Genomic DNA, 22,049 nt, shown 5'->3' with positions numbered 1-22,049 from the left:
GGCGTTCGACGCGCGACGAACGGTACCCTTTTGCGGCGCTCGGCCGTCCGTTCACGCCATGAGCGACGCACGCGAGGAGCTCTCCCGCCGGATCGCCGGCGAGATAACGCTGAGCGACGATCCGGGGGCGACCCTCCGGAAGTGGCGGACCGACTTCGACGTCTCGCAGACGGAGCTGGCCGACCAGCTCGGCGTCTCCTCGTCGGTCATCTCCGACTACGAGAGCGGCCGCCGCGAGAGCCCGGGGATCGGCGTCGTCCGCCGCACCGTCGAGGGGCTACTCGACATCGACGAGCGCCGGGGCGGCGGTCGCCTCCGCCAGCACGCCAGGGTGCTCTCGGCCGGGTTCGAGAGCGACATCGTCCACGACCTCCGCGAGTACTCGACGGCGGTCCCCTTGGAGGACTTCTACGAGGCGATGGGCGCGACGGAGATCGTCCGCGGCGACCACGACCACGTGAACGGCCACACCGTCATCGACTCGATCCAGGCGATCACGCGCCTCTCCAGCGAGGAGTTCTACCGGCTGTACGGCCAGTCGACGAACCGCGCGCTCGTGTTCACGCGGGTGACGCGCGGCGAGTCGCCGCTCGTGGCGCTCCGGGTCGTGAGCCCGACGCCGAACGCGGTCGTGCTCCACGGCATCGAGGACGGCGACCTGTGGGACCACGCCGCCGACCTCGCCCGCGTCGACGGGGTCTCGCTGGCCACGTCGAACCGCGACCTCGACGACTGCCTCGCGGACCTCCAGGCGCTGTGAGGGCGTCGCGGGGCGGGAGGGCGGCCGAACCGCGGGCCTGAAACCGCCGGCGCCCGTCGGACCGGCCATGAGCGAGGACTACGCCGAGCGGCTCCGCGCGAACCGACGGGAGAAAGACGAGTTCTTCGACGACCACCCGCAGTCGCCCATCCCGCCCGAGCGGCGCGACGAGTTCGACGGGCTCGACTACTTCCCGCCGGCCCCGGACTACCGCGTCGAGGCGACCGTCACGGTCCACGACGACCCCGAGCCGGTCGAGATGGAGACGACCGCGAGCAACCCGGTCCGGTACCTCCGGGTCGTCACGTTCGCGTTCGACGTCGACGGCGAGGAGCACACGCTCGCGGGGTACCGACAGGCGGGCGACGACGGCGCCATCTTCGTCCCCTTTCGCGACAAGACGACCGGCCAGCAGACGTATTACCAGGGGCGGTACATGGAGCTGGAGCCCGAGGGGGACCTCGACGACGGCGACGCCGTCACGATCGACTTCAACCTCGCGTACAGCCCCTTCTGCGCGTACAGCGACACGTTCTCCTGTCCGCTCCCGCCCGAGGAGAACTGGCTGGAGATCGTGATACCGGCCGGCGAGCGGGCGCCGGATCTGGACTGACCGGAAGCGCGGTCGGCGAGAGTGCGGCCGGCGGCGCCGCTCGGCGGTGTGGAAAAAGCGAAGAATCGGGACCTGGAACGGCCCGAAAGCGGTCCGCCGCGGCCGGCTTATTCGAGCGTCTCGCTCGTGACGAGGGTGTCGTCTTCGAGGTAGTGCTCGATGTGGTGGCCGTGTTCCTCGACGTCTTCGAGGATGTCGCGGAGCTGCTCTTCGGTGTTGTAGTCGCCGAGGTTGTTGGCGAGCTGGATGTGCTCGCGGAGCTGCTCGGTGATGTCGCCGAACATCTCGAGGTCGTGTGCGAGCGACGTCCGGATGTCGTAGGCGTCGGCGTCCTCGGGGGTCACCGGCGCGTGCTCCTCGTAGTTCGCGCCGCCCGAGAGCGGCACGCCGCCGAGCGCCTGCGCGCGCTCGGCGAGCACGTCGGCGCCCTCCTCGAGGTCGGCCGCGACCTCGCCGAGGTACTCGTGGATGTCGAGGAACTCGGCGCCCTCGACGAGCCAGTGGTGCTTTTTGATCTGGTGGTAGAGCACGTACGTCGCCGCGAGGTCGCTGTTGAGCGCGTCGACGAGCTGTTCGGCCTTCTCCTCGGGGACGCGGAGCGCTTCGCTCTCGTGAACGTCGCCGTATCGCTGACGGGCCTGCTTCTGGGTACTCATTTCATCCCAATGTACACGCGCGATCCACTTAATAGTTCCTGCTAAGAAAAGTACTTTTTCTAGATTAGAAAATTATATTCAGCCTTTGCCGATAGCGCCGACGAGGTCTCGCTGCGCGGCGAGCGTGTCGCGGTCGAGCGTCGCGGTCAGCGTCGTCGGCGCTCGGTCGAGCTCGGTCGCGACCGCGCCGTCCGGGCGCGCGACGAGGGAGTTGCCGGCGTACGCCGCCTCGTCGGGCGCGCGCCCGCCGCCGGAACTCCCGGTTCGGCCCGCCCCGACGACCCACCTGACGCCGTCGAGCGCGCGGGCGCGGCAGAGGAGCCGCCAGTTGGCGACGTGGTCCGCGGGCCACGCGCCGACGACGACGAGCGCGTCGACCGCGCGCTCCGCGAACCACGCGCTCTCCGCGACGAAGTTGAGGTCGTAGCAGGTCAGCAGGCCGGTCGGTCCGGCGGCCGTCTCGACGACGACGCGCTCCTCGCCGGGCTCGACCCGCGCGGCCTCGTCGTCCCAGAGGTGTCGCTTGCGGTAGACGGCGAACCGGCCCGGGCCGTCGCGGGTCTCGCCCGTCGGCCCGCCGCCCGCGCCGCGGTCCGGCGGGGGAACGTACGCGGTCGCGTTGTAGACGCTCCCCCCGTCGCGCTCGGCGTAGCCCGCGATCACCGCCGCCTCCGCCGCCCGTGCGACGGACTCGAGCCGTTCGCGCGCGGCGCCGCGGGAGAGCGCGGCCCCGCGGAGTCGCTCGTCGGCCGCGAACCCCGTGAGCGCGTACTCCGGGAAGACGGCGAGGTCGACCCCGCTCGGTAAGTCGGCCGCTCGGCGCCGGAGCCGGTCGACGTTCGCGTCGACGCGGAGGTCGTCGACCGGGACCTGCGGGACGGCGACTATCGGGTCGGCTGCGGATCGGTCGCTCACGGGGTCGGGTTCGGTCCGGGCGAGCAATAAGTCCGGGCTCGCGGACCGAGACCGCGCGTTCGCTCCCGGCTCCCGACCGCGGCCGCAAGGACGATACGCCCGCGGCGCCGACCGTGGTACATGACCTTCGGCGACCTGTTCGAGCGCGCGGCCGCGCTCGACGGCGACCGCGACGAAGCGGACGTGCGGAGCGCCCTCGACGACGCGCGAGGGGCGCGGGAGGCCGGGGACTCCTCCGGCGACGACGCGGTCCCCGAGCCTCCCGAGCCCAGCCCGGCGCGCGTCGTCGCCGACGCCGACGCGCTCGCGGCCGACCTCCTCCTCGGCGGGGCCGCGCGCGAGGCGCTCGACGCGCTGCGGTCGCACGCGTGGACGACGCTCGTCGCCAGCGACCCGCTCCTCGACGACGCCGAGGCGGTGATCGCGTCGCTGTCGGACCCCGACCTAGCGGCGGACTGGCGCGCGGCGGCCGAGGAGTGGCGCGAGCCGGCGACGCAGCCCCCGGGCGACCACCCCGCGCTGGCGTCCGCGTACCGGGGCGGCGCGATGCAGGTCGTGACACTCGACCCGTCGCTGACCGGGCCCGGGGCCGCCGCCGGGCTCCGCGACCGCCTCCCCGTGAGCGTCCGGGAGCCGCGGGCGTTCGCGACGGTGTTCGACCCCGCGAGGCTGTACCCCGACGCCGTCGGGGGAGAGTACCCGGGTCCCGACCGGGACCCGCGGACGATGGAGCCCGTCGTCGCCGACGGGGACCAGCACCGATAAACCGCCGCCGGCCGGAGGGATCCGCATGACCGACGCGGAGGGCGTCCCCGAGCTCCCGGCCGACCTCGACGCGGTCCGCGGGGCGCTCGTCGACTGGTACGAGGCGGACCACCGGGACTTCCCGTGGCGCCGCACGGAGGACCCCTACGAGGTCCTCGTCAGCGAGGTGATGAGCCAGCAGACCCAGCTCGACCGGGTCGTGCCGGCGTGGGAGGACTTCCTCGACGAGTGGCCGACGACCGCCGCCCTCGCCGCGGCCGACCGCGCCGACGTGGTCGCCTTCTGGTCGGACCACTCGCTGGGGTACAACAACCGCGCGAAGTACCTCCACGAGGCGGCCGGGCAGGTCGAGGACGACTACGACGGGTCGTTCCCGGAGGACCCGGAGGGGCTGCGCGAGCTGATGGGCGTCGGCCCGTACACCGCCAACGCGGTGGCCTCGTTCGCGTTCGACAACGGCGACGCCGTCGTCGACACCAACGTCAAGCGGGTGCTGTACCGCGCGTTCGACACCCCTGACGACGACGACGCCTTCGGGCGGATCGCCTCGGCGCTCATGCCCGCGGGCGAGTCCCGAGTGTGGAACAACGCGGTCATGGAGCTCGGCGGCGTCGCCTGCGGAAAGAGGCCGCGCTGCGACGAGGCGGGCTGCCCGTGGCGCGAGTGGTGTCACGCCTACCAGACGGGCGACTTCACCGCGCCGGACGTGCCGGAGCAGCCGAGCTTCGAGGGGAGCAGGAGGCAGTTCCGCGGCCGGATCGTCCGCCTGCTCGGCGAGCACGACGAGATGGACCTAGACGCGCTCGGCCACCGGATCCGCGTCGACTACGCGCCCGAGGGCGACCACGGTCGGGAGTGGCTCCGCGGGCTCGTCGACGACCTCGCGGACGACGGCCTGGTCGAGTCCGACGCGAGCGGGGACGGGGTCGTCGTGTCGCTCCGACGCTGAGCCGCGTCGGCGTCCGGCGCCCTCCGCCCGGTGAACCGTCACCCGTTTATTACGGGAGCCGGAAGGATCGCCCATGAGCGAAACCGTCGACGCCGACCTATACACCCGTACGAAGGCGCTCTTAGAGCCCGGCGACATCGAGCTGGTGGGCTGTATCGTCCACACGGACCTCGACGGCCAGCAGGACTTAGAGATGCACGAGCTGACGGTCGCCGCCAACGACGTCATCGCCGACCACGCGGGGAAAGGCGAGACGTACATCGAGGCGGGCAACGACGACACGAGCTTCTCGTCGAACCAGTTCCAGGGGCTGACGCTCGACGGCGAGGAGTTCGTCTGGGAGTGCCAGCAGCTCCTCCGCGGCGGCGCCTTCGACATCGTGTTCTACTACGAGGCGGGCGTCGACCAGGAGGCGCTCGCGGCCGACCTCGCCGACATGGAGCACGTCGACCGCGTGACGCAGGTCCCGTGACCGGAAGCGACCGCGGAGTCCGGACCCGGTGAGCGACACCGTCCTGATCCCCGGCAGCCGCGACGTGCGCGCCACGCTCGACGCCGCCGCGGACGACGGCGCCCGGGACGGGCCCGACGACGCGACGCGCGCCGACGCGGTCGTCGTCGCCTGTCCGCCGCACCCGCAGCAGCGCGGCCACCGCGGCGACGAGCGGCTGCGCGCCGTGAGCGACGCCCTGACCGACCGCGGGGTCGACTGCCTCCGGTTCGACTACGGCGACTGGGACGAGGGGTACGGCGAGACCACCGACGCGGACGCGGCGGTCGGCTGGGCGCGCGAGCGCTACGACCGCGTCGGCCTCTTCGGCTTCTCGTTCGGCGGCACGGTCGCGCTCGTCGCGGCCGCCTCGCGACCCGGCCTCGCGGGCGTCTGCGCGCTCGCGCCGACGGCCCGTCTGAACCCCGACGTCGACGCGGTCGCGGCGCTCGATGACCTCGCCGAGCGCGGCGTGCCGACGCGCGTGCTGTACGCGACCCGGGACTCGACGGCCGACTGGGTGCCCGTGGTCGAGCGCGCGGGAGAACTGGGGATCGAGACGGTCGCGTTCGAGTCGGACCACTTCTTCGTCGGGCGGAGCGGAACGGTGGGCGAGGCGGCCGCGGCGTTCCTCGGGGAGCGGCTTCGCGACGAGCCGTGAGCGGGCGGCAGGGGCGGGTCGGTCGGCTATCGTAGGCCGTCGATCAACTCGGTCGCGATCCGCTCGCCGCGGGCGGGGTCGTACCCCTCCATCCGCAGGTGCGCCAGCGGCGCGACGTAGGGGTTCCGCTCCCAGTGGGCCCACACCTCCGTCGAGCCGTCGGGCGCGGGGAACAGCCGGACGTGGACCTGCCAGTCGCCGGTGAGCCCCTCCGGGCGGTGGACGAAGCTTCCCACCTCGTGGACCGTCTCCCCGTCGCGCTCGTAGGCGTGGAAGTACGCCCGGATCAGCTCCGAGAAGCCCCGGTCGGGGAGCATCGCGCGGGTCTCCGCGGGGCTCGTCGGGACCGTCCCGGCGTACTCGTCCGCGGGCGGCGGCAGCACCCGGACGTGGTCCGGTGCCCCCTCGTCCGGCAGCAGCGCGAGCAACCTGCCGACGACGAGCCGCACGCGCCAGAACCCGACCGCGCGGCCGAGGAGGAACGCCACGGGGGCGACGACCGCGAGCGCCGCGAACGCGCGGACGGCGGACGCGCGGAAGGGCCGTCGCCGCGACGGGGCCGCGTCCATCGCGGTCAGCTGTACCCGCGCCAGCGGTGGCCGCACTCCTTACACTTGAAGAAGCGCGTCGGCGGCTCGTCGGCGGCGCCGGTCTGTTTGATCGTGTACCACGCCTCGCCGTGGCCGCACTCGTCGCAGACGACGTCGTCGGCGGTGGGCTTCCCCTCGAAGTTCGCGCCCTCCTCCGTCTCGATCACCTCGTCGCCGGTCTGTTCGGTCGTCGACTCGAACTCGGCGGCGAGCGCCTCGTCGCGCTCGGTCGTGGCGCCGCAATCGTCGTTCTGACACACCATCTCCCCGTCGCGAGAGACCATCATCGAGCCGCAGTCGTCACAGAACTGCATATACGCGAGAGACAGGGGATCGAACGGTATAGGTCCGGTGGGTGCGGCCGAGACGAGGACGAGTGGACCGAAGAGATCTTGTCAGTGACCCTCGGCACCGAATTCGGAGTCGACGTATCAGGAACTGCCATCGTCGTCGCCTCTCCGAGAGCCCCGGCCGCTTACTTATCGATGGTCGAGTGCGAATCGGCGACGGACACCGCCAAAGCCCCAGCCGCGAGGGCGACGTACGCTCGCTGCGCGCTTCACTCGGTCGCTCACTGCGTTCGCTTCCTCGTTCCAGTGCTTGCGTCGCCTACGTCGCCCCCGCTGCTGCCCCTTTGAGTCCGCCCCGCACCGCACGGCAACCGCACCACACGCCTCCCCAACCTCGTCGCTGGCGGCTGGCGCCGCCAGCGACTCCCTCGCGCGTGCGACTCGCGCCCTGCGGGCGCTCGTCGGCACGCGCCACCGGGCACGGAAATCACCACATTCACGGCGCGTTATCCGCCGATCCGCCCCCACGCGAGGTGGACGACGATGCCGACGAGGAACGCGACGCCGAGGTTCGTCGCCACCGCGAGGAGGCCGATTCCGACCGAGAGCGCGCAGTTGTCGGAGTCGGTGACGTTGCGCGCCAGCGAGACGGCGACGACGGCCAGCAGCGCGCCGAGCATCGCCAGCGGGAACGCGGCGATCAGCGCGGGCGTGGCGAAGAGGGCGGCGACGAGGTAGCCGGCGCCGAGGACGACGTTCGCGCCGCCGGTGCGCGCGCCGAAGGCGTACTTGCCGGCCACCCCGTCGCAGCCGTGACACATCGGGACCCCGCCGAGCGGCACGGCGATCAGGTTCGTCACGCCCATGCTCGTCGACAGCTCGTCGGGCGCCACCTCCGCGTCGAGCAGGTCCGAGAAGAGGAGGGAGGTCGCCAGCGCGGCGTTGCCGATGGTCATCGCCAGCTGCGCGACCGCGCCGTCGAACGCCGCCCGCGTGAGCGCCGCCCCGAACGCCGGTGTCGGCGGCGCGCCGGGGAGCCGGGGCGAGGGGACGCCGGCGACGACGAGCGCGGTCGCGACGCCGACGCCGGCGACGGCCAGCGCGCTCGCCTTCCCGTGGCCCGCGAGCGCGACCGCGCCGGCGACAGCGACCCCGGCGAGCGCGACGGGCGGGTCCGCGACCGCGAGGCCGAGCCCCGTCTCCAGGAGGACGAGGCCCACCGCGAACTGGACGCCGCGGACGACCGGCTCGCCGATCCACCGCTCGACGTACCCGAGCGTCCCGGTGCGTCCGATCGCGAGGAGGACGACGCCGAGTACCACCCCCGCGAGCGCGAGTTCGGCGTACGTGAGCGCGCCGGCGATGGCGAGCGCGGCGAGCGCCTTCATCGGCTCCACGGACACCGGCAGCCCGTACCGGACCCCCCAGACGATCTGGAACGCGCCGAACGCGGCGAGCGCGTGGGGCAGCGAGGCGTCCGTCAGCAGCGCCAGCGCGACGACGAGCGGGATCACCGTAATCGAATCCCCTATCGCGCCGGTGACCGCTCCCGGACCGAACTCGACCGACCGCCGCCCCTCTAAACCGGACTCTACCACGGTACGGACGACGTACCGGGCGGTCAGGCTTGAACGTGTTCAGAAATCGGCGGCGGGTACTCGGCGGCCGAAGCGAAACCGCCTCCGGTCACTCGCCGTCGAAGGCGGGGCCGTCCGCGTCGACCATCGGACAGTCGCGGACGCGAAACTGCGAGAAGTCGACCGACTCCACTATCTCCGTTCCCTCGTGGGTACACGCCGTCTCCGGGGGCGCCGCGAAGTGCGGGCAGCGCTGGCAGTAGCTCCGCTTGTCGACCACGCGCTCGTCGCCGGTCGCCGCCGCGCCCGGCGTCCCGGGAGTCGGGCCGTCCGCATCGCCGAGATCGGTCGCGTCGGCGCCGACGGCGGTGCCCTCGTCGAGCGCCGCCCACACGTCCTCCTCGCCGACGTCCCCGCTCCCCATCGACTCGAAGGGGTCCCCGTCGGTCGGCCCGTCGGCCGCGTCCGCGTCCAGTTCCGCGAAGGGGTCGTCCGCGGGCGCGCCCGGTTCCGGGTCCGCGCCGGACCGCGTCTCGCCGCGCTCGCCGGAACGGCCCTCGCCTCGGTCGGGTCCGGCGTCGTTCCCGACCCCCTCGCCGAGGGCCGCGAACGGGTCGTCGACCCCGCCCGCGTCGGGCCCGTCGAGGTCGTCGCCGGCCTCATCGCTCGGTCCCCCGGCGAACGTCTCGTCGTCGAAGGAGCCGCTCTCCGAGCCGTCGTCGCCGAACGGGTCGGCTTCCGAGCCGTCATCGTCGAAGGGGTCGTATTCGGCCGCGTCGTCGTCGGAGCGGTCGTCGCTCATCGGCGGTCACCCTCCGCCCCGCCGTCGCTCGCGGCGGTGCTCGTCCGGTTCATCGTCCGGCTCGTCTCGTCGCCGCTGGCGCCGTCCGCGACGTCGCCGTCGATGGCGGGCCGGTCCCCGACGAGGAGCTTCGACGTGCCGAGGAAGCCGGTGTTCGGCTCCAGGTCCTCGAACCGGCGCCCGCAGTGGGGGCACTCCGGCGCCGACAGCAGTCCCAGCTCGACGCCCCCGCCGCAGTGGTCGCAGTCGGCCGCCCGCACCCCGTGCCGGTTCGCCGTCCGCGTCAGCGCGTCGAGGCGCTCGCGGTCGGCGCGGTCGCGCTCCGCCGCGTCGAGCCGGCGCTTGACCCTGACGACCGCGCTCGCGACCCGCGAGAGCTTGTCGTCGATATCGGACAGGTCGTCCGCAGATATCGGGTCGAGGTCCGCCTCGACGCCGTCGAGGCGGTCGTCCACGTCGTCGACCTGCCCGTCGATCTCGTCGACCCGTCCGTCCACCTCGTCGAGGCGGTCGCCGAACTCGTCCACCCGGACGCGGACGGCGTCCAGCTCGTCCATCCGGTCGTCGAGCGCGTCCAGTCGGTCGCGGAGCTCGTCGACGCGGTCCGCGGTCGGCGCGTCGGCGACGGCCGCGTCGAGGCGGTCGAGCCGGGCGGCGACCTCCGCCAGCTCGTCGGCGAGGTCGTCGATCCGCGACGCGGCCGCGTCCCCCGCGCCGTCCCCGCCGGCGTCGAGCGACTCGACCTCGCGGTAGAGGTCGACGAACCGCTGGCGGAGGTCGGTGACCTTCTCGTCGAGCTCGGCGTCGAGGTCGTCGAGGCGGGCCTCGACCGCCGCCACCTCCTCGGCGTCGGGGACGTCGATCCCCTCGGACTCCGCGAGCGCGACGAGCGCGCGCCTGAGGACCTCTTCGCGGCTCACGCCGGCGTCCTCGGCCGCGGCGTCGAGGGCGGCCGTCGCCGGGTCGTGGTCGCTCATCGCGGATCCTCCGTCATCTACCTGCCGTTGAGCGGCGAGGCTTAAGTAACCTGTCGCGCCGTTCTCCGGATCGATACTGGGCGCTCACCACGTCCCCGAGCCGTTACCGGATCTTCCGCACGTCGCTGATGTCGAACCCGCCCTCGTGGATCTCGGTCTCGAAGCGGACGATGTTCTCTGCCTCCAGCCGGGAGAGCACGCCGCGGAACTCGCGGACGAACATCGTCCGGGCGCGCTGGGAGCCGCCGCTCTCCCACGTGAACTGGAGGGTCCCGCCCGCGGCGTCCATCAGGGTGCCGAACTCGCGGTCGCGGAGCGCCTCGGAGTTCACCAACACGAGGACTAAGGCGTCCCACTCGTAGGCCGCCTTCTTCAGCCCCTTCATCACCATGGCGACGTCGCTCCAGTCGGTGTCGTCGGAGACCATCGAGACGAGGTCGGTGACGGAGTCGATGCAGACGAGGCTCCGCTCGCCGTGCTTCGAGAGGTAGTCGCCGAACGCGGTGAGCACGTCCTCGTACTCCCCGCGCTCGCCGAGCTCGGTGATCGAGGTCGTCGCCGTCTCGTACCAGTCGCGCGGCACCGGCGACAGCTGGAAGTACTCCGCCGAGAGGTCCCGGAAGGAGATCCCGTCGACCGCCGCGTCGACGATCTCGTCGGCCATCGTGTACCCCATCTCCCGGGTGATCGCCTCGGTGTCGGCGGTAAAGGAGAGGTAGTGGACCGACTCGGGCAGGGTCGCGTCGTCGTCGACGTCGCCGTAGTAGAGGTCGAACAGCTCCTCGTCGGCGTGCGCCAGCGAGTTCATCGCCGCGCTGGTGTACGCGAACTCCCGCGCGCCGGCGCCCGCCTCGCCGGCGAGCAGCACGACGCTGCCGGACGGCGCCCCGCCGCCGAGGATGGAGTCGAGGCGCGCGACCCCGAACGGAACACTGGACATGCCTTACGCCCCGTCGCCGCGGGGCTTAGTGTTACCCCTCTCCGGGTCGGCAGACGGCGGGTCCGCCCCGCCCGCCGCGTCGATCCGCGCCCCTTCGTTCGACGCCCGGACGACCGACACCTCGCCGTCGACGCCGGCCCGATCGAGCGCGCGCTCGCCGGCCGCCAGCGCCGCGTCCGCGCGGGCCGCGTCGGTGACGCCGTAGACGGTCGGCCCCCACGAGGACTGGCCGGCGCCGAACACCGACGCGGCGCCCGACAGCGAGTCGACGACCGCGCCGACGGGCGGCCGGTACACGCCGCCCTGCTCGTCGGCGTACCACGCGCCGTTGAGCCGCCCGATCTCCGCGACCGCGGCCCCGAACGCCTCCGCGTCGCCCGTCGCGACCGCGGGGAGGACGCGCCGGGTGACGGTCCCGCCGATCCGGTCGGCGAGGGCCGGGTCCGCGCGCTCGACCGCGGCGCGCATCGCGTCGTCCTCGGCCGGTCCGCTCCGGCCGGCGTCCGCGCCGGGCTCGACGAGCAGGAACCGCCAGTCGTCGGGGACTTGGTGGCGGGCGGCCACCGGCGGCACGGTCCACTCGCCGTCGGCGGGGCGGTCGGTGGTGAACCGCGCCGTCGGGTGCCCGGCGTCGAGGACGAACCCCCCGTCCTCGAACGTCGCGACGCCCACGCCGGAGCGCCCGCCGCGGCCGAGGGCCGGGGCGCGCTCGCGCACCCGCGCCGGCTCGCCGTGGGCGGTCGCGACCGCGGCGAGCGTCGCCGCCGCCAGCCGCGTCCCGCTGCCGAGGCCGGCGTGCCGCCGGAGCGACTCGCGGACCGCGACCCGGGCGCCGTCGACGCCGAGCAGGTCGGCGGCCGCGGTCGCGTACCCGCGGACGTCGTCGCGCACCGCCGCGGCGGATCCGGTCGACTCGGCGGGGGTCCCCGCGGCCTCGTCGACCGTCACGCGGACCGCCGAGGCCGGCTCCGCGTCGACGACCGCGCGGGGCGCCGCGAGTCCGACGCCGAGGGCGCCGTACAGCCGCTCGTGGGAGAGGCTGAGGTTACAGAAGCCGAAGTGGAGTCGGGCCCCGACGCTCGCGCGTGCCATCTCGGCCACCCTTCGGGGCGGACGGATAAATGGCCCGTGACCGTGGCCGGAGTTGCCTCGGTACGCGAGGACGGGCGCGAGCGAGCCGGAGCGCGCGTCGGCGCCGTGGTCGCCGAGGCGCCGCGGTCGCCGAGGCGGCCGAACTGGTGCGCTTTTGAACGCGGGGGACCTCGGTCCGCGTATGACCGAAACGCTCAGGCTCGCGACCCGCGGGTCGGACCTGGCCCTCCGGCAGGCCGAGACCGTCCGCGAGGCGCTGTCGAGCCGGCGCCGCGACGTGGAACTCCGGCAGGTGGAGACGCGCGGCGACCAGATCCCCGACGAACTGATCCACCGACTCGGGAAGACGGGCGCGTTCGTGCGCGCTCTCGACGAGGAGGTGCTCGCCGGCGACGCCGACCTCGCGGTCCACTCGTTGAAGGACCTCCCGACCGAGGAGATGGCGGACCTCGTCGTCGCGGGCGTCCCCGAGCGCGCCCCCTCCGGCGACGTGCTCGTCCACCCGGAGGGGCTGGGCATCGAAGACCTCCCGTCGGGCGCCGTCGTCGGGACCGGCTCGCTCCGCCGGGGCGCGCAGATCCGCGCGGCCCGCCCGGACCTCACCGTCGAGCCGATCCGCGGCAACGTCGACACGCGGCTGGAAAAGTTGCTCGCGCCCGGCCTCCAGGCGGAACACGAGCGCCGCCTGATCGCGTCGGGCGAGGAGAGCGCGCTGACCGCCGAGGGGGACGGCGGGGGCGACGCGGACGGCGAGAGCGCCGACGGGGAGGACGCGGACGACGAGGTCGACGAGGAGTTCGAGCGCACCGTCGAGGAGTGGTTCGACTCGCTGTCCGACCTCGAACGCTCGGCGATGGAGCGTAAGGTCGAGACGGAGTACGACGCGGTCGTCCTCGCGGAGGCGGGGCTGCGCCGCTCGAACCTCTTCTACGAGGTGGAGACGACGCGGCTCCCGCGCGAGGAGTTCGTCCCCGCGGCCGGCCAGGGCGCCATCGCGGTCACCGCGAGCGACCCGGACGTGGTCGAGGCGGTCCGCGACGCGGTCGACCACCAGCGGACCCGCGTGGCGGTCACCGTCGAGCGGACGGTCCTCGGGGAGCTCAACGGCGGCTGCGTGGCGCCGATCGGGGTCGCCGCGATGGTCCAGGGCGAGCACGTCCACGTCCGGGCGCGGGTGCTCTCGACGGACGGCACCGAGGAGGTGGCCGGGACCCGCGACCTGCCGATCCGGTCGCACGCGACCGCGGCGGCCGAGTTCGCCGCGGACCTCGCCGACCGCGGCGCCGACGACCTGATCGCCGAGGCGCGCGAGGAGGCGGAGACCGATGACTGACGGCGGCGCGACCCCAAGGGAGGACGCCGAGGAGCCGCCGACGCGACGACGCGACGACGGCGTCGGCACCGTCTTCCTCGTCGGCTCCGGGCCGGGCGACCCGGACCTGCTCACCGTCAAGGCGAAGCGCCTGATCGAGTCGGCCGACGTGGTCCTCCACGACAAGCTCCCCGGCCCCGAGATCCTCGGCGAGATCCCCGAGGAGAAGCGGGAGGACGTGGGGAAACGCGCCGGCGGCGAGTGGACGCCCCAGGAGTACACCAACCGGCGCATGGTCGAGCTGGCCCGCGAGGGGAACCGCGTCGTTCGGCTGAAGGGCGGCGATCCGTTCGTCTTCGGGCGCGGCGGCGAGGAGGCCGAGCACCTCGCGGCCGAGGGGGTCCCCTTCGAGGTCGTCCCCGGCGTCACCTCGGCCATCGCCGGCCCCGCGGTCGCCGGGATCCCGGTGACCCACCGCGACCACGCCTCCTCCGTATCGTTCGTCACCGGTCACGAGGACCCGACGAAGGAGGAGTCGGCGGTCGACTGGGCGGCGCTCGCCGCGACCGGCGGGACCATCGTCGTGCTGATGGGCGTCGGGAAGCTGCCGGCGTACACCGCGGAGCTCCGCGACGCCGGCCTCGGCGGAGACACGCCCGTCGCCCTCGTCGAGCGCGCCACCTGGCCCGACAGCCGCGTCGCGACGGGCACGCTCGACACCATCGTCGACGTCCGCGACGAGGCGGGGATCGAACCGCCCGCGATCACCGTGATCGGCGACGTGGCCGCGACCCGCGACCGCGTCGTGGCCTTCCTCGAAAACGCCGACTCGGCCCCAGTTCGGTCGCCGGGCGAGGGGCGCGGCGGCGACGCGACCGGTGGTGACGGGGCGTGATCGGGGGCGCCGACCGCCCGCGCGTGGCCGTCTTCCGCCCGGCCGACGAGCGGATCGAGTCGGCCGTCGAACTGCTCCGCGAACTCGGCGCGGAGCCGGTCCCGGACCCCATGCTCGAAGTCGAGCCGACGGGCGCGGTCCCGGCCGACGCGCCGCTCGTCGTGCTCACGAGCAAGACCGGTGTCGAGCTCGCCGCCGAGGCCGGCTGGGAGCCCGGCGACGCGGACGTCGCCGCGATCGGGCCGGCGACCGCCGCGGCCGCCCGCGAGGTCGGTTGGACGGTGGACGTCGTCCCGGAGGAGTACACCTCGGCCGGGCTCGTCGCCGCGCTGGAGGCGCGCGTGGCGGGCGAGCGCGTCGTCGTCGCTCGCTCGGACCACGGGAGCGACGTGCTCCTCGACGGCCTGCGCGAGGCCGGCGCCGACGTGACCGAGACCGTGCTCTACCGGCTCGCGCGTCCGGACGACGCCGGTGACTCGGCCGAGCTGGCCGCGACCGGCGACCTCGACGCGGTCGCGTTCACCTCCTCGCTCACGGTCGACAACTTCCTCGCGGCGGCCGCCGACCGCGGCGTCGACGAGGCGGCCCGCGCCGGGCTGACGGACGCGGTCGTCGGCGTCATCGGCCCGCCGACCGCGGAGACCGCTCGCGACCGGGGCCTCGGCGTCGACGTCGTCCCCGACGAGGCGTCGTTCGAGGCGCTCGCGGCCGCGGTCGTCGACGCGCTCGACGAGGGGACCGGCCGGCGGAACTGATCCTCTCGGGCGGGCGACCGGCGCCGCCGGGATCGCTCGCACGCGAGTCGAATCTCGTTGGCGGATAACCGACGCTAGGGGCGTCGCCGGCCGACCGGCACCGACGGCCCCTCCGATCCGCGGGCCCGCACGGAGCGGCCGTCGGATCGCTCCGTCGTACGGATTCAAGTATCTGATACGATAATCGGAGAGTGTGGTTTATAGCCAAGCACGTGGGAGGTCGTGTCATGGAACCGAGCGAGCGCTGGCTGCTGCGGGTCGAGGACGAGGTCCTCGTGGTCGAGTTCCCTCACGGGACTGGGCTGAGCCCCGCGGACGGCGAGGCGCTCCTCGATCGCTGGCGGACCGCGACCGATCCCGACGCGATCGACGCCGTCGTGATCGTCGTCCGGACCAGCAGGCCGTGCTCCGACGCCGGCCGGCGGGCCCTCCGCGAGTCCGCGCAGATCGCGGTCGCGCGCGGCGTCGACCGCTTCGCCGTCGTCGGGCAGCGCTCGAAGCGGCGTTTCCTCAAGCGGACCATCGACGTCGAGGGGGTCGACACCGAGGCGTTCAACGACGACGACGCCGCGATGCGGTGGGCGCAGTCCCCCTCCGCGGTCGCCTCGTCGGCGGAGCGCCCCTCGTAGGTCGCCGGCCTCCCCGCGCTTCTCACGACGCGAGAGCGACGGCGACGAGGCTACGGTTCGGCGACGTCGATGCCGGCCGTCTCGGCCACGCGCTCCGCGTGGCGCGTCGCGCGCTCGCGGACCGCGGCGGCGTCGGTCCCGACGTGTTCGCCGTCGGCGTAGCGGACCTCGCCGTCGACCATCGCGAAGGTCACGTCGTCGCCGTGCGCGGCGTACACCAGATGCGAGAGCGGGTCGTGGATCGGGGTCGCCCGGGTCAGGTCGGTCGCGATCCCGATCACGTCGGCGCGGTGCCCCTCGCGGAGGGCGCCGAGGCGGTCGAAGCCGGCGGCGCGGGCGCCGTTCTCGGTCGCCATCTCCAGCACGGTCGCGGCCGGGAGGCGCGTCGGATCGCGGGCGTCGACCTTGCCGAGGAGGCTCGCCTGCCGCATCTCCGTGAACGGGTCGAGCGTGTTGTTACACGGCGGGCCGTCGTTGCCGAGCGCGACGGGGATCCCGCGGTCGAGGTAGTCCTGGACCGGCGCGATTCCCGAGGCGAGCTTCATGTTCGAGGAGGGGCAGTGCGTGACGACCGTCCCGGTGTCGGCGAGCACCTCGCGCTCGCGCTCGTCGGTGTGGACGCAGTGCGCGAGCGTCACGTCCGGGCCCGTCAGCCCGACCTCGTCGAGCCAGAGGACGTTCCGCTTCCCGGTGTCGGCCTCGACGGTCGCTATCTCGTCCTCGTTCTCGCTGGCGTGGGTGTGGATCGTCACGCCGTCGTAGCGGTCGGCCAGCTCGCGGCAGCCGCGCAGGCAGGTCTCGGTACAGGTGACGGCGAACCGCGGCGTCACCGCGTAGCGGACGCGGCCGGCGGCGGCGCCGTGGTACTCGCGGATGAGGGCCTCGCTCTCGGCGAGCGCGGCGTCGGTCTCCTCCAGCAGCCCGTCGGGAGAGTCCCGGTCCATCAGCACCTTCCCGAGCCGCGCGCGGATCCCGGTCTCGATCGCGGCCTCGAACGCCTCGTCGGCGTGGTTCACCGAGAGGTGGTCGACGACGGTCGTCGTCCCCGATTCGAGACACTCCAGGTACCCCAGCTCGGCGGCCGCCCGAGTCGCCTCGGCGTCCATCGCGGCCTCCATCGGGAGGACGGCGTCGAAGAGCCAGTCGAGGAGGGCGGCGTCGTCGGCGATCCCCCGACCCAGCGACTGGACCGAGTGGATGTGGCCGCCCACGAGGCCGGGCGCGACGAGGTCGAACGTCCGCCGCTCGTGGTCGGGGTAGCGGTCGCGGAGGTCGGGCTCCTCGCCGACCGCGGCGATCGTGTTCCCCTCGACGACGACGGCGCCGTCGGGGATGACGGTCTCGGAGTCGGCGACGACGGTTCCGGCGATCAGCATGTCCGTCCGTTCCTGACGGTCGACCGGTAAGAGGCTGTCCCTCGGCGCCTCGGGCGATCGCGTCCCGTCGACGCGACCGAACGAGGCCGTTTAGCCGGCGGACGCGGCCGGCGCGTGCCTGCGAGCGGCCGCCCTCGGCGGCCGCGAGGAGCACACGCGAGGGACGCCGCGAACGCGAGCGGCGCAGCCGCGAAGCGTGAGCGGCGAGGTTGGGGAGGTGTGAGGCTGCGGTGCTGTGTGGGGCGGGTGGGACTCGAAGGGGCAGTCGCGAGGGCGGCGCAGGCGTTCACGAGAGCTCCGCTCTCGTGAGCCAATCAGAACGCAAAGCGTTCTGATGACGAGGTAAGGCCCGCAAGGAGGGAGCGATAGCGACCGACTGAGGACCGCAGCGAGCGTGCGCCGCCCTCGCGACTGGGGCTTTGGAGGTGTTCGCCGTCGGTCTGCTATCGATCGGTAAGGGACCACTCGCGGGAGTGTCTCCGAAATCGACCGTTAGAACTCGTGATCCGACCTATTCCAGTCGCTTGTCGCGGAACGCACGGATCACGTCCTGCCGCGCGATGATCCCGACGATCCGGCCGTCGTCGTCGACGACGGGCACGCGATTAATATCCGGATCGTCGCCGACGAGCAGGTCGAGCACGTCGTCGACGCTCGCATCCGGCGTCACCGTCGCCACGTCGGCGCTCATCACCTCGGAGATGGGGCGGTCAGCGTTGCGGATCAGGTCCACGCCGAGGTCGAGGTCGGCCCACGGGCGCTTCACCTGATACGAGAGCGTGTCCACGAACGGCGGGAGCCCGATGGGGATCCACAGCGTCTCGTCGTCGGGCTCGAAGAGGTCGACGAGGTCTGACTCGGTGATCACGCCCGCAACCCTGTCGTCGTCGTCGACGACCGGGAAGCCGCTGAACGCGTAGCGGGCGAACCGCTTGAACACCTCGGCGACGTCGTCGTCGGGCGAGACGGTCTTCACGTCCGGCTCCATCAGGTCGCGGGCAGTCAGGGACATACCGGACGGTCACCGCGGGAGGCCGTAGGCGTTTCGCCCCTGGGACCGGGGCGCGGGCGCCGGGCGCGGCGGCCGACGCAACGGACTTAGGGGACGGACCCGCACTTCGGGGCGTGTACCGGACGGGTCACGTCGGGGCCTCGCTCGTCGTCTACGCCCCGCTCGGGTTCCTCGTCACCGCCCTCGCCTCGATAGAGGTCGGCGCCGCCGGCGCCGTCGGCGTCGCCTCGCTGGCGATGGTCCCCGACCTCGACACGCGAGTTCCCTTCGTCAAACACCGGGGGATCACCCACACCGTCTGGTTCGCGCTGCTCGTCGGGATCGCCTTCGGGGCCGCCGGGCTGGCGGTCGGTCTCCGGAGCGGACTCGTCGAGGCGATGCTGTTCGGCGGCGCAGGCTTCCTCTTCGGCGTCGTGACGATCGGTTCGCACCTCCTCGCGGACGCGCTCACGCCGATGGGGGTCCGACCGTTCGCGCCCCTGCGAGACACGAAATACACGCTCGACCTGGTCACCGCGGCGAACCCGCTCGCGAACTACGCGCTGCTGGGGCTCGGCGTTGCCGTCGCCGCGGCCGCGCTCGTCGCGGGCGAGGCGGTTCCGGCGTAACGGAATCTCCGTCTGACGGCGCCCCCTCGCCGTCCGTCGCTGTCGCGTCCATCGCTGTTGCACGACCACTCGAATGCGATCCACATCTGTCGAGCTTCGACCGGTCGCCTAAACACCTGTACAAATCGCACACATACCGTGGAACGTTCCCGTGAACCCGGCCCCCGGAGCGCGGTGCGGCGCTCGCGCCGAGGCCGGGACGGTCGACGCGGGAGAGTCCGAGCAGCGGCGGGCCTGATGGCGTCTCGGCCGGTCGTCGTCGGACGGCGCCCGTGCTACGGGGGCAGCGGGAGTAGTGTCGACAAGACGAGAAGTGGCCGGGGTGGGCTCCGAACCCACGATCTCCGCATGTCCCAGGTCCGAGGCTCGGCGGAGCCACGGGAAGGACGCGGACGCTTCCAAGGCGTCACCGCACCGAATCTCCGAACCCTATGAGTGCGGCGCTATGTCCAGCTAAGCCACCCGGCCTCACCATTTCGTACCGCGATGAGACTCTTTAACCTTCCCATCCGTCGGAGGGTTGTGAACCGATCGCAGATCGCCGCGGGCGGCCGCTTCCACGCCGTTCGCGCGGGCGCCGACGGCGATTTCGCGCGCGGGTCGGGCGGTGATCGGCGGTCAGAGCGCGCTCGCGGACGCGGCCGCGACGGACAGAGTCGCCGCCCGCTCGCGGCCGACCCAGCGGATTTATGCCGGGCGCGGCGTATCCCGGGCGTATGAGCCTCCCCGAACTGCTCGCGGCGACCGTCGGCGACGAGGACGTCGTCGCCGAGGTGCCGCTGGGCGGCGACGATCGACTCGCGGTCACGCCCACCCGGACCCTCGTCTTCCGCGGCGACGGGCTCCTGTCCGACGAGTCCGTCGACGAGTACGGCCACGACGTCGAGCGGATCGACGTCTCGACGGGCCGCCGCAAGGCGAAGATCACCCTCGGGTACGGCCTCGACGGCGACGAGACGCTCTCGGTCCCCGCCAAGCGCGTCGACGACGTCCTCCACCCGGTCCTCGCCGGCGTCCTCTCGGCGAGCGGCGTCACCGGCCCCGGCGAGACGGTCGTCCGCACCTTCCGCTTCTCGGAACTCACCCTCATCGTCACCAGCGAGCGGCTTGTCAAACACGTCGGCTCGGCCGTTTGGGACGCCGACTTCGAGGAGTTCCACTACGAGGACATCACCGGCCTCGACTTCGAGGAGGGGACCGTGGCCACCGCGGTCGTCCTCGTCCACGGCGGCCGCTCGGAGCGGTTCAAGGCCCCCAACGAGTCCGCCCGGGCGGTCCGGGAGACGCTCGCCGACGCGGTGTGTTCGTTCCACGGCGTCGACAGCCTCGAAGAGTTCCGCGTCGCCGCCGCCGAGGCCGAGGAGCCGGCCGCGGACGCCGAGCCGAGCGGCACGACCGACTTCGGCGAGGGGCCCGACCCGCTCTCGGCGTCGCCCGCCGCCGACGCCGAGGCCGACGCGGAGGGCCCCGAGGCGGGAGACGCGGCCGGCGCCGGCCGGTCGACCGAGACGGACTCCGCCTCCGGAGACGACGGCGCCGACTCGGCCGAGACCGCGGCCTCGACGGCGGCGGGGTCGGCGTCGGGCGACGATCCGCTGGACGCGGACCCCCTCGCCGCGGACGCGAGCGTCGACGACGCCGCGAGCGACCCGCTGGACGCGGACGCGACGGAGCCGGCGTCGGCCGCCGAGGGGATCGACTCGGAGGGCGCCGGCGAGGCCGCGTCGGCGGTCGGCGCCGAGGGGCGCTCGGCGGACGCGGCCGGCACCGAGTCGGCGGCCGGGGACCCCGTCGGCGACGCCGACACCGTCGCGACCGAGGGCGACGCGGAGGGCCCGATCCGCGGGGAAGACGCCTTCGACGGGTCGCCGTTCGAGAGCGCCGGGGTCGAGGACGCCGACCTCGCGAGCGAGGTCGCGGCGCTGCGCCGCACCGTCGAGGCGCAGTCCGAGCGCCTCGACCGGCAGTCGGCGCTCATCGAACAACTGATAGAGGAGCTCCGCCGAGGGCGGTGAGGGACCGCCCCGCTCCCGCGGCCCGGGTCCCCGGAGCGGGCGCGCCGATTCTCCCGACTGAGACTCGCGTCGGAGCCGTTATCCGACCGGCGGCGAACGGACGACCGTGATCGGCGGACTCGGCGCTCGGGTCGGAGCGGTGCTGAGCGACATCTCGACCACTGAGGGACGGCTGGCGGTCACCGCCGCCATCGGCCTCGGGACGCTCGCGGTCGGGTGGCTGTTGCTGCCGAAGGCCGTCCGCGCCGGCGAGCGGACCGCCGCGAGCTGGATCGAGCGGCTCCTCGACGAGCGGACGGCGGAGTCGACCGAGGGCGCAATCGAGACGTTCCGCGAGGGGGTCCCGACCTCGTTCATCCTGCGGCTGTCGGTCGGGCTCTTACAACTCGCGCTGTTCGCGCTCGCGGGCGTCGCCGTGTTGACGCTGTGGGGGCGTTTCGAACTCGTGGTCGCGGTGTTGCCCGTCGCTGAGAACGCCGCCAGGGTCGGCGCGCAGGTCGTCGTCACGGCGGTGCTGCTCGGCGGCGCCTACGTCGTCAGCGACGTGGTGGAGACGTACGTCGGGGAGCTGTCGGCGGACAGCGACCGGATCACGGCCCACCAGGAACAGCTGCTCACCCGGCTCGCGCAGGTCGGGCTGCTGGTGCTCGCCGGGATCACGGTCCTCGGCATCTGGGGCGTGAACCTCGGCGGCCTCCTCGTCGGCGCCGGGTTCCTCGGGATCGTGCTCGGGATGGCGGCCCGGCAGACGCTGGGGTCGCTCATCGCCGGCTTCGTGCTGATGTTCGCCCGCCCGTTCGAGATCGGCGACTGGGTCGAGATCGGCAGCGAGGAGGGGTTCGTCACCGACATCACGATCATAAACACCCACATGCGGAACTTCGACGGGGAGTACGTCGTGGTGCCCAACGACCTCGTCGCCAACCAGGCGATCACGAACCGGAGCCGCGAGGGGCGCCTCCGGATCCACATGGAGGTCGGGATCGGGTACGACGACGACCCCGACGAGGCGGCCGAGATCGCCGAGGACGTGCTCGACGGGATCGACACGATCGCGAACAACCCGCAGCCGTACGCGATCCCGTCCGGGTTCGGCGACTCGGCGATCCTCCTCGACCTCCGGTTCTGGATCGACCCGCCGACCCCGCAGGCCCGGTGGCGCTCGAAGGCGATCGCGGTCGAGCGGATCCAGGAGCGCTTCGCCGACGCCGGCATCTCGATCCCCTACCCGCAGCGGACCGTCTCGTACCCGCCCGAGACGGCGGAGGCGGAGGAGACGGTCGAGCGCGTCGAGCGGATCGACGAGGACGGCGACGGCCGTTCGCGGGACGGGTCGGTGTGAGAACGGTCGGCGTGCGTCGGCCCGCGGC

The 22,049-nt window shown here is 73.2% G+C and carries 24 protein-coding genes and 1 tRNA gene; 13 read left to right on the top strand and 12 right to left on the bottom strand.

Annotated elements, in window-relative coordinates; all coding sequences use genetic code 11:
* The first annotated feature begins 58 nt into the window (after nt 1–58).
* Entirely contained in the window at nt 59–760 is a 702-nt protein-coding gene (locus DVK06_RS10565; RefSeq protein ID WP_053770815.1) for a helix-turn-helix domain-containing protein, read from the top strand.
* Between the two features lie 67 nt (nt 761–827).
* Nucleotides 828–1,373, top strand: a complete 546-nt coding sequence (locus tag DVK06_RS10560; protein WP_121600232.1) for a DUF1684 domain-containing protein — start codon at nt 828–830, stop codon at nt 1,371–1,373.
* A gap of 107 nt (nt 1,374–1,480) precedes the next feature.
* Here the strand turns inward: DVK06_RS10560 and dpsA are convergent, their stop codons facing one another.
* A complete protein-coding gene (gene dpsA, locus DVK06_RS10555; RefSeq protein ID WP_053770813.1) occupies nt 1,481–2,029 on the bottom strand; it encodes a DNA starvation/stationary phase protection protein DpsA in 549 nt (182 codons plus the stop codon).
* A gap of 78 nt (nt 2,030–2,107) precedes the next feature.
* Nucleotides 2,108–2,944 carry a carbon-nitrogen hydrolase family protein gene (locus tag DVK06_RS10550; protein WP_121600231.1) on the bottom strand — a complete coding sequence of 279 codons (837 nt, stop codon included), beginning with the start codon at nt 2,942–2,944 and terminating at the stop codon, nt 2,108–2,110.
* Nucleotides 2,945–3,064: 120 nt separating this feature from the next.
* On the opposite strand from DVK06_RS10550, the gene DVK06_RS10545 reads away from it, so the two are divergent.
* From DVK06_RS10545 to DVK06_RS10530, 4 genes are all read left to right on the top strand, one after another.
* Nucleotides 3,065–3,709 (top strand): hypothetical protein, encoded by a 645-nt coding sequence (locus DVK06_RS10545; protein WP_121600230.1) that lies wholly within the window; start codon nt 3,065–3,067, stop codon nt 3,707–3,709.
* 25 nt (nt 3,710–3,734) lie between these two features.
* Nucleotides 3,735–4,658 carry an A/G-specific adenine glycosylase gene (locus tag DVK06_RS10540; protein WP_121600229.1) on the top strand — a complete coding sequence of 308 codons (924 nt, stop codon included), beginning with the start codon at nt 3,735–3,737 and terminating at the stop codon, nt 4,656–4,658.
* Between the two features lie 73 nt (nt 4,659–4,731).
* The gene (locus tag DVK06_RS10535; protein WP_121600228.1) at nt 4,732–5,130 is read left to right on the top strand and encodes a DUF5778 family protein; all 399 of its coding nucleotides are present in this window, start codon (nt 4,732–4,734) and stop codon (nt 5,128–5,130) included.
* Nucleotides 5,131–5,158: 28 nt separating this feature from the next.
* The gene (locus tag DVK06_RS10530; RefSeq protein WP_121600227.1) at nt 5,159–5,809 is read left to right on the top strand and encodes an alpha/beta hydrolase; all 651 of its coding nucleotides are present in this window, start codon (nt 5,159–5,161) and stop codon (nt 5,807–5,809) included.
* Between the two features lie 26 nt (nt 5,810–5,835).
* Here DVK06_RS10530 and DVK06_RS10525 read toward each other — a convergent pair whose 3' ends face one another.
* The 7 genes from DVK06_RS10525 to DVK06_RS10495 form a co-directional block, all read right to left on the bottom strand.
* Nucleotides 5,836–6,378, bottom strand: a complete 543-nt coding sequence (locus DVK06_RS10525) for a hypothetical protein (RefSeq protein WP_121600226.1) — start codon at nt 6,376–6,378, stop codon at nt 5,836–5,838.
* Nucleotides 6,379–6,383: 5 nt separating this feature from the next.
* Nucleotides 6,384–6,713, bottom strand: coding sequence for a transcription factor S (locus tag DVK06_RS10520; protein WP_121600225.1), 330 nt, complete (start codon nt 6,711–6,713; stop codon nt 6,384–6,386).
* Between the two features lie 482 nt (nt 6,714–7,195).
* Entirely contained in the window at nt 7,196–8,287 is a 1,092-nt protein-coding gene (locus DVK06_RS10515) for a putative sulfate/molybdate transporter (RefSeq protein ID WP_121600224.1), read from the bottom strand.
* Between the two features lie 88 nt (nt 8,288–8,375).
* Nucleotides 8,376–9,068 (bottom strand): hypothetical protein, encoded by a 693-nt coding sequence (locus tag DVK06_RS10510; RefSeq protein WP_121600223.1) that lies wholly within the window; start codon nt 9,066–9,068, stop codon nt 8,376–8,378.
* On the bottom strand, nt 9,065–10,045 hold the full coding sequence (locus DVK06_RS10505; RefSeq protein WP_121600222.1) for a hypothetical protein: 981 nt from the start codon (nt 10,043–10,045) through the stop codon (nt 9,065–9,067). Before DVK06_RS10505 ends, DVK06_RS10510 begins: the two co-directional genes overlap by 4 nt.
* A 103-nt stretch (nt 10,046–10,148) precedes the next feature.
* A complete protein-coding gene (locus DVK06_RS10500) occupies nt 10,149–10,985 on the bottom strand; it encodes an HTR-like protein (protein ID WP_121600221.1) in 837 nt (278 codons plus the stop codon).
* A gap of 3 nt (nt 10,986–10,988) precedes the next feature.
* The gene (locus DVK06_RS10495; RefSeq protein WP_121600220.1) at nt 10,989–12,077 is read right to left on the bottom strand and encodes a beta-ribofuranosylaminobenzene 5'-phosphate synthase family protein; all 1,089 of its coding nucleotides are present in this window, start codon (nt 12,075–12,077) and stop codon (nt 10,989–10,991) included.
* Between the two features lie 181 nt (nt 12,078–12,258).
* Between DVK06_RS10495 and hemC the strand changes: the two genes are divergently transcribed.
* The 4 genes from hemC to DVK06_RS10475 all read left to right on the top strand — a co-directional run bounded on the left by hemC (nt 12,259) and on the right by DVK06_RS10475 (nt 15,668).
* On the top strand, nt 12,259–13,410 hold the full coding sequence (gene hemC, locus DVK06_RS10490; protein ID WP_121600219.1) for a hydroxymethylbilane synthase: 1,152 nt from the start codon (nt 12,259–12,261) through the stop codon (nt 13,408–13,410).
* Nucleotides 13,403–14,284 carry a uroporphyrinogen-III C-methyltransferase gene (cobA, locus tag DVK06_RS10485; protein ID WP_121600218.1) on the top strand — a complete coding sequence of 294 codons (882 nt, stop codon included), beginning with the start codon at nt 13,403–13,405 and terminating at the stop codon, nt 14,282–14,284. Before hemC ends, cobA begins: the two co-directional genes overlap by 8 nt.
* Entirely contained in the window at nt 14,284–15,039 is a 756-nt protein-coding gene (locus tag DVK06_RS10480) for a uroporphyrinogen-III synthase (RefSeq protein WP_394345511.1), read from the top strand. The genes cobA and DVK06_RS10480 overlap by 1 nt, the downstream gene beginning before the upstream one ends.
* 227 nt (nt 15,040–15,266) lie before the next feature.
* The gene (locus tag DVK06_RS10475; protein ID WP_053770798.1) at nt 15,267–15,668 is read left to right on the top strand and encodes a hypothetical protein; all 402 of its coding nucleotides are present in this window, start codon (nt 15,267–15,269) and stop codon (nt 15,666–15,668) included.
* 50 nt (nt 15,669–15,718) lie between these two features.
* Here the strand turns inward: DVK06_RS10475 and DVK06_RS10470 are convergent, their stop codons facing one another.
* Both DVK06_RS10470 and DVK06_RS10465 read right to left on the bottom strand, forming a co-directional pair.
* Entirely contained in the window at nt 15,719–17,044 is a 1,326-nt protein-coding gene (locus DVK06_RS10470) for a 5'-deoxyadenosine deaminase (RefSeq protein WP_121600216.1), read from the bottom strand.
* A gap of 511 nt (nt 17,045–17,555) precedes the next feature.
* Entirely contained in the window at nt 17,556–18,056 is a 501-nt protein-coding gene (locus tag DVK06_RS10465; RefSeq protein ID WP_121600215.1) for an HPP family protein, read from the bottom strand.
* A 113-nt stretch (nt 18,057–18,169) separates the two neighbouring features.
* Between DVK06_RS10465 and DVK06_RS10460 the strand changes: the two genes are divergently transcribed.
* A complete protein-coding gene (locus DVK06_RS10460; RefSeq protein WP_121600214.1) occupies nt 18,170–18,664 on the top strand; it encodes a metal-dependent hydrolase in 495 nt (164 codons plus the stop codon).
* Nucleotides 18,665–18,978: 314 nt separating this feature from the next.
* Here DVK06_RS10460 and DVK06_RS10455 read toward each other — a convergent pair.
* Nucleotides 18,979–19,132, bottom strand: a tRNA-Met gene (locus tag DVK06_RS10455).
* A gap of 248 nt (nt 19,133–19,380) precedes the next feature.
* Between DVK06_RS10455 and DVK06_RS10450 the strand changes: the two genes are divergently transcribed.
* Both DVK06_RS10450 and DVK06_RS10445 read left to right on the top strand, forming a co-directional pair.
* The gene (locus DVK06_RS10450) at nt 19,381–20,679 is read left to right on the top strand and encodes a hypothetical protein (protein ID WP_121600213.1); all 1,299 of its coding nucleotides are present in this window, start codon (nt 19,381–19,383) and stop codon (nt 20,677–20,679) included.
* Nucleotides 20,680–20,785: 106 nt separating this feature from the next.
* Nucleotides 20,786–22,021 (top strand): mechanosensitive ion channel family protein, encoded by a 1,236-nt coding sequence (locus tag DVK06_RS10445; RefSeq protein ID WP_199718629.1) that lies wholly within the window; start codon nt 20,786–20,788, stop codon nt 22,019–22,021.
* Nucleotides 22,022–22,049: the final 28 nt, after the last annotated feature.

Source organism: Halorubrum sp. Atlit-28R, from assembly GCF_003665955.1.
GTDB classification, from domain to species: domain Archaea; phylum Halobacteriota; class Halobacteria; order Halobacteriales; family Haloferacaceae; genus Halorubrum; species Halorubrum tropicale.
Note: the sequence above shows the minus strand (reverse complement) of the source record. Positions and strands in the feature narration are given on the sequence as shown.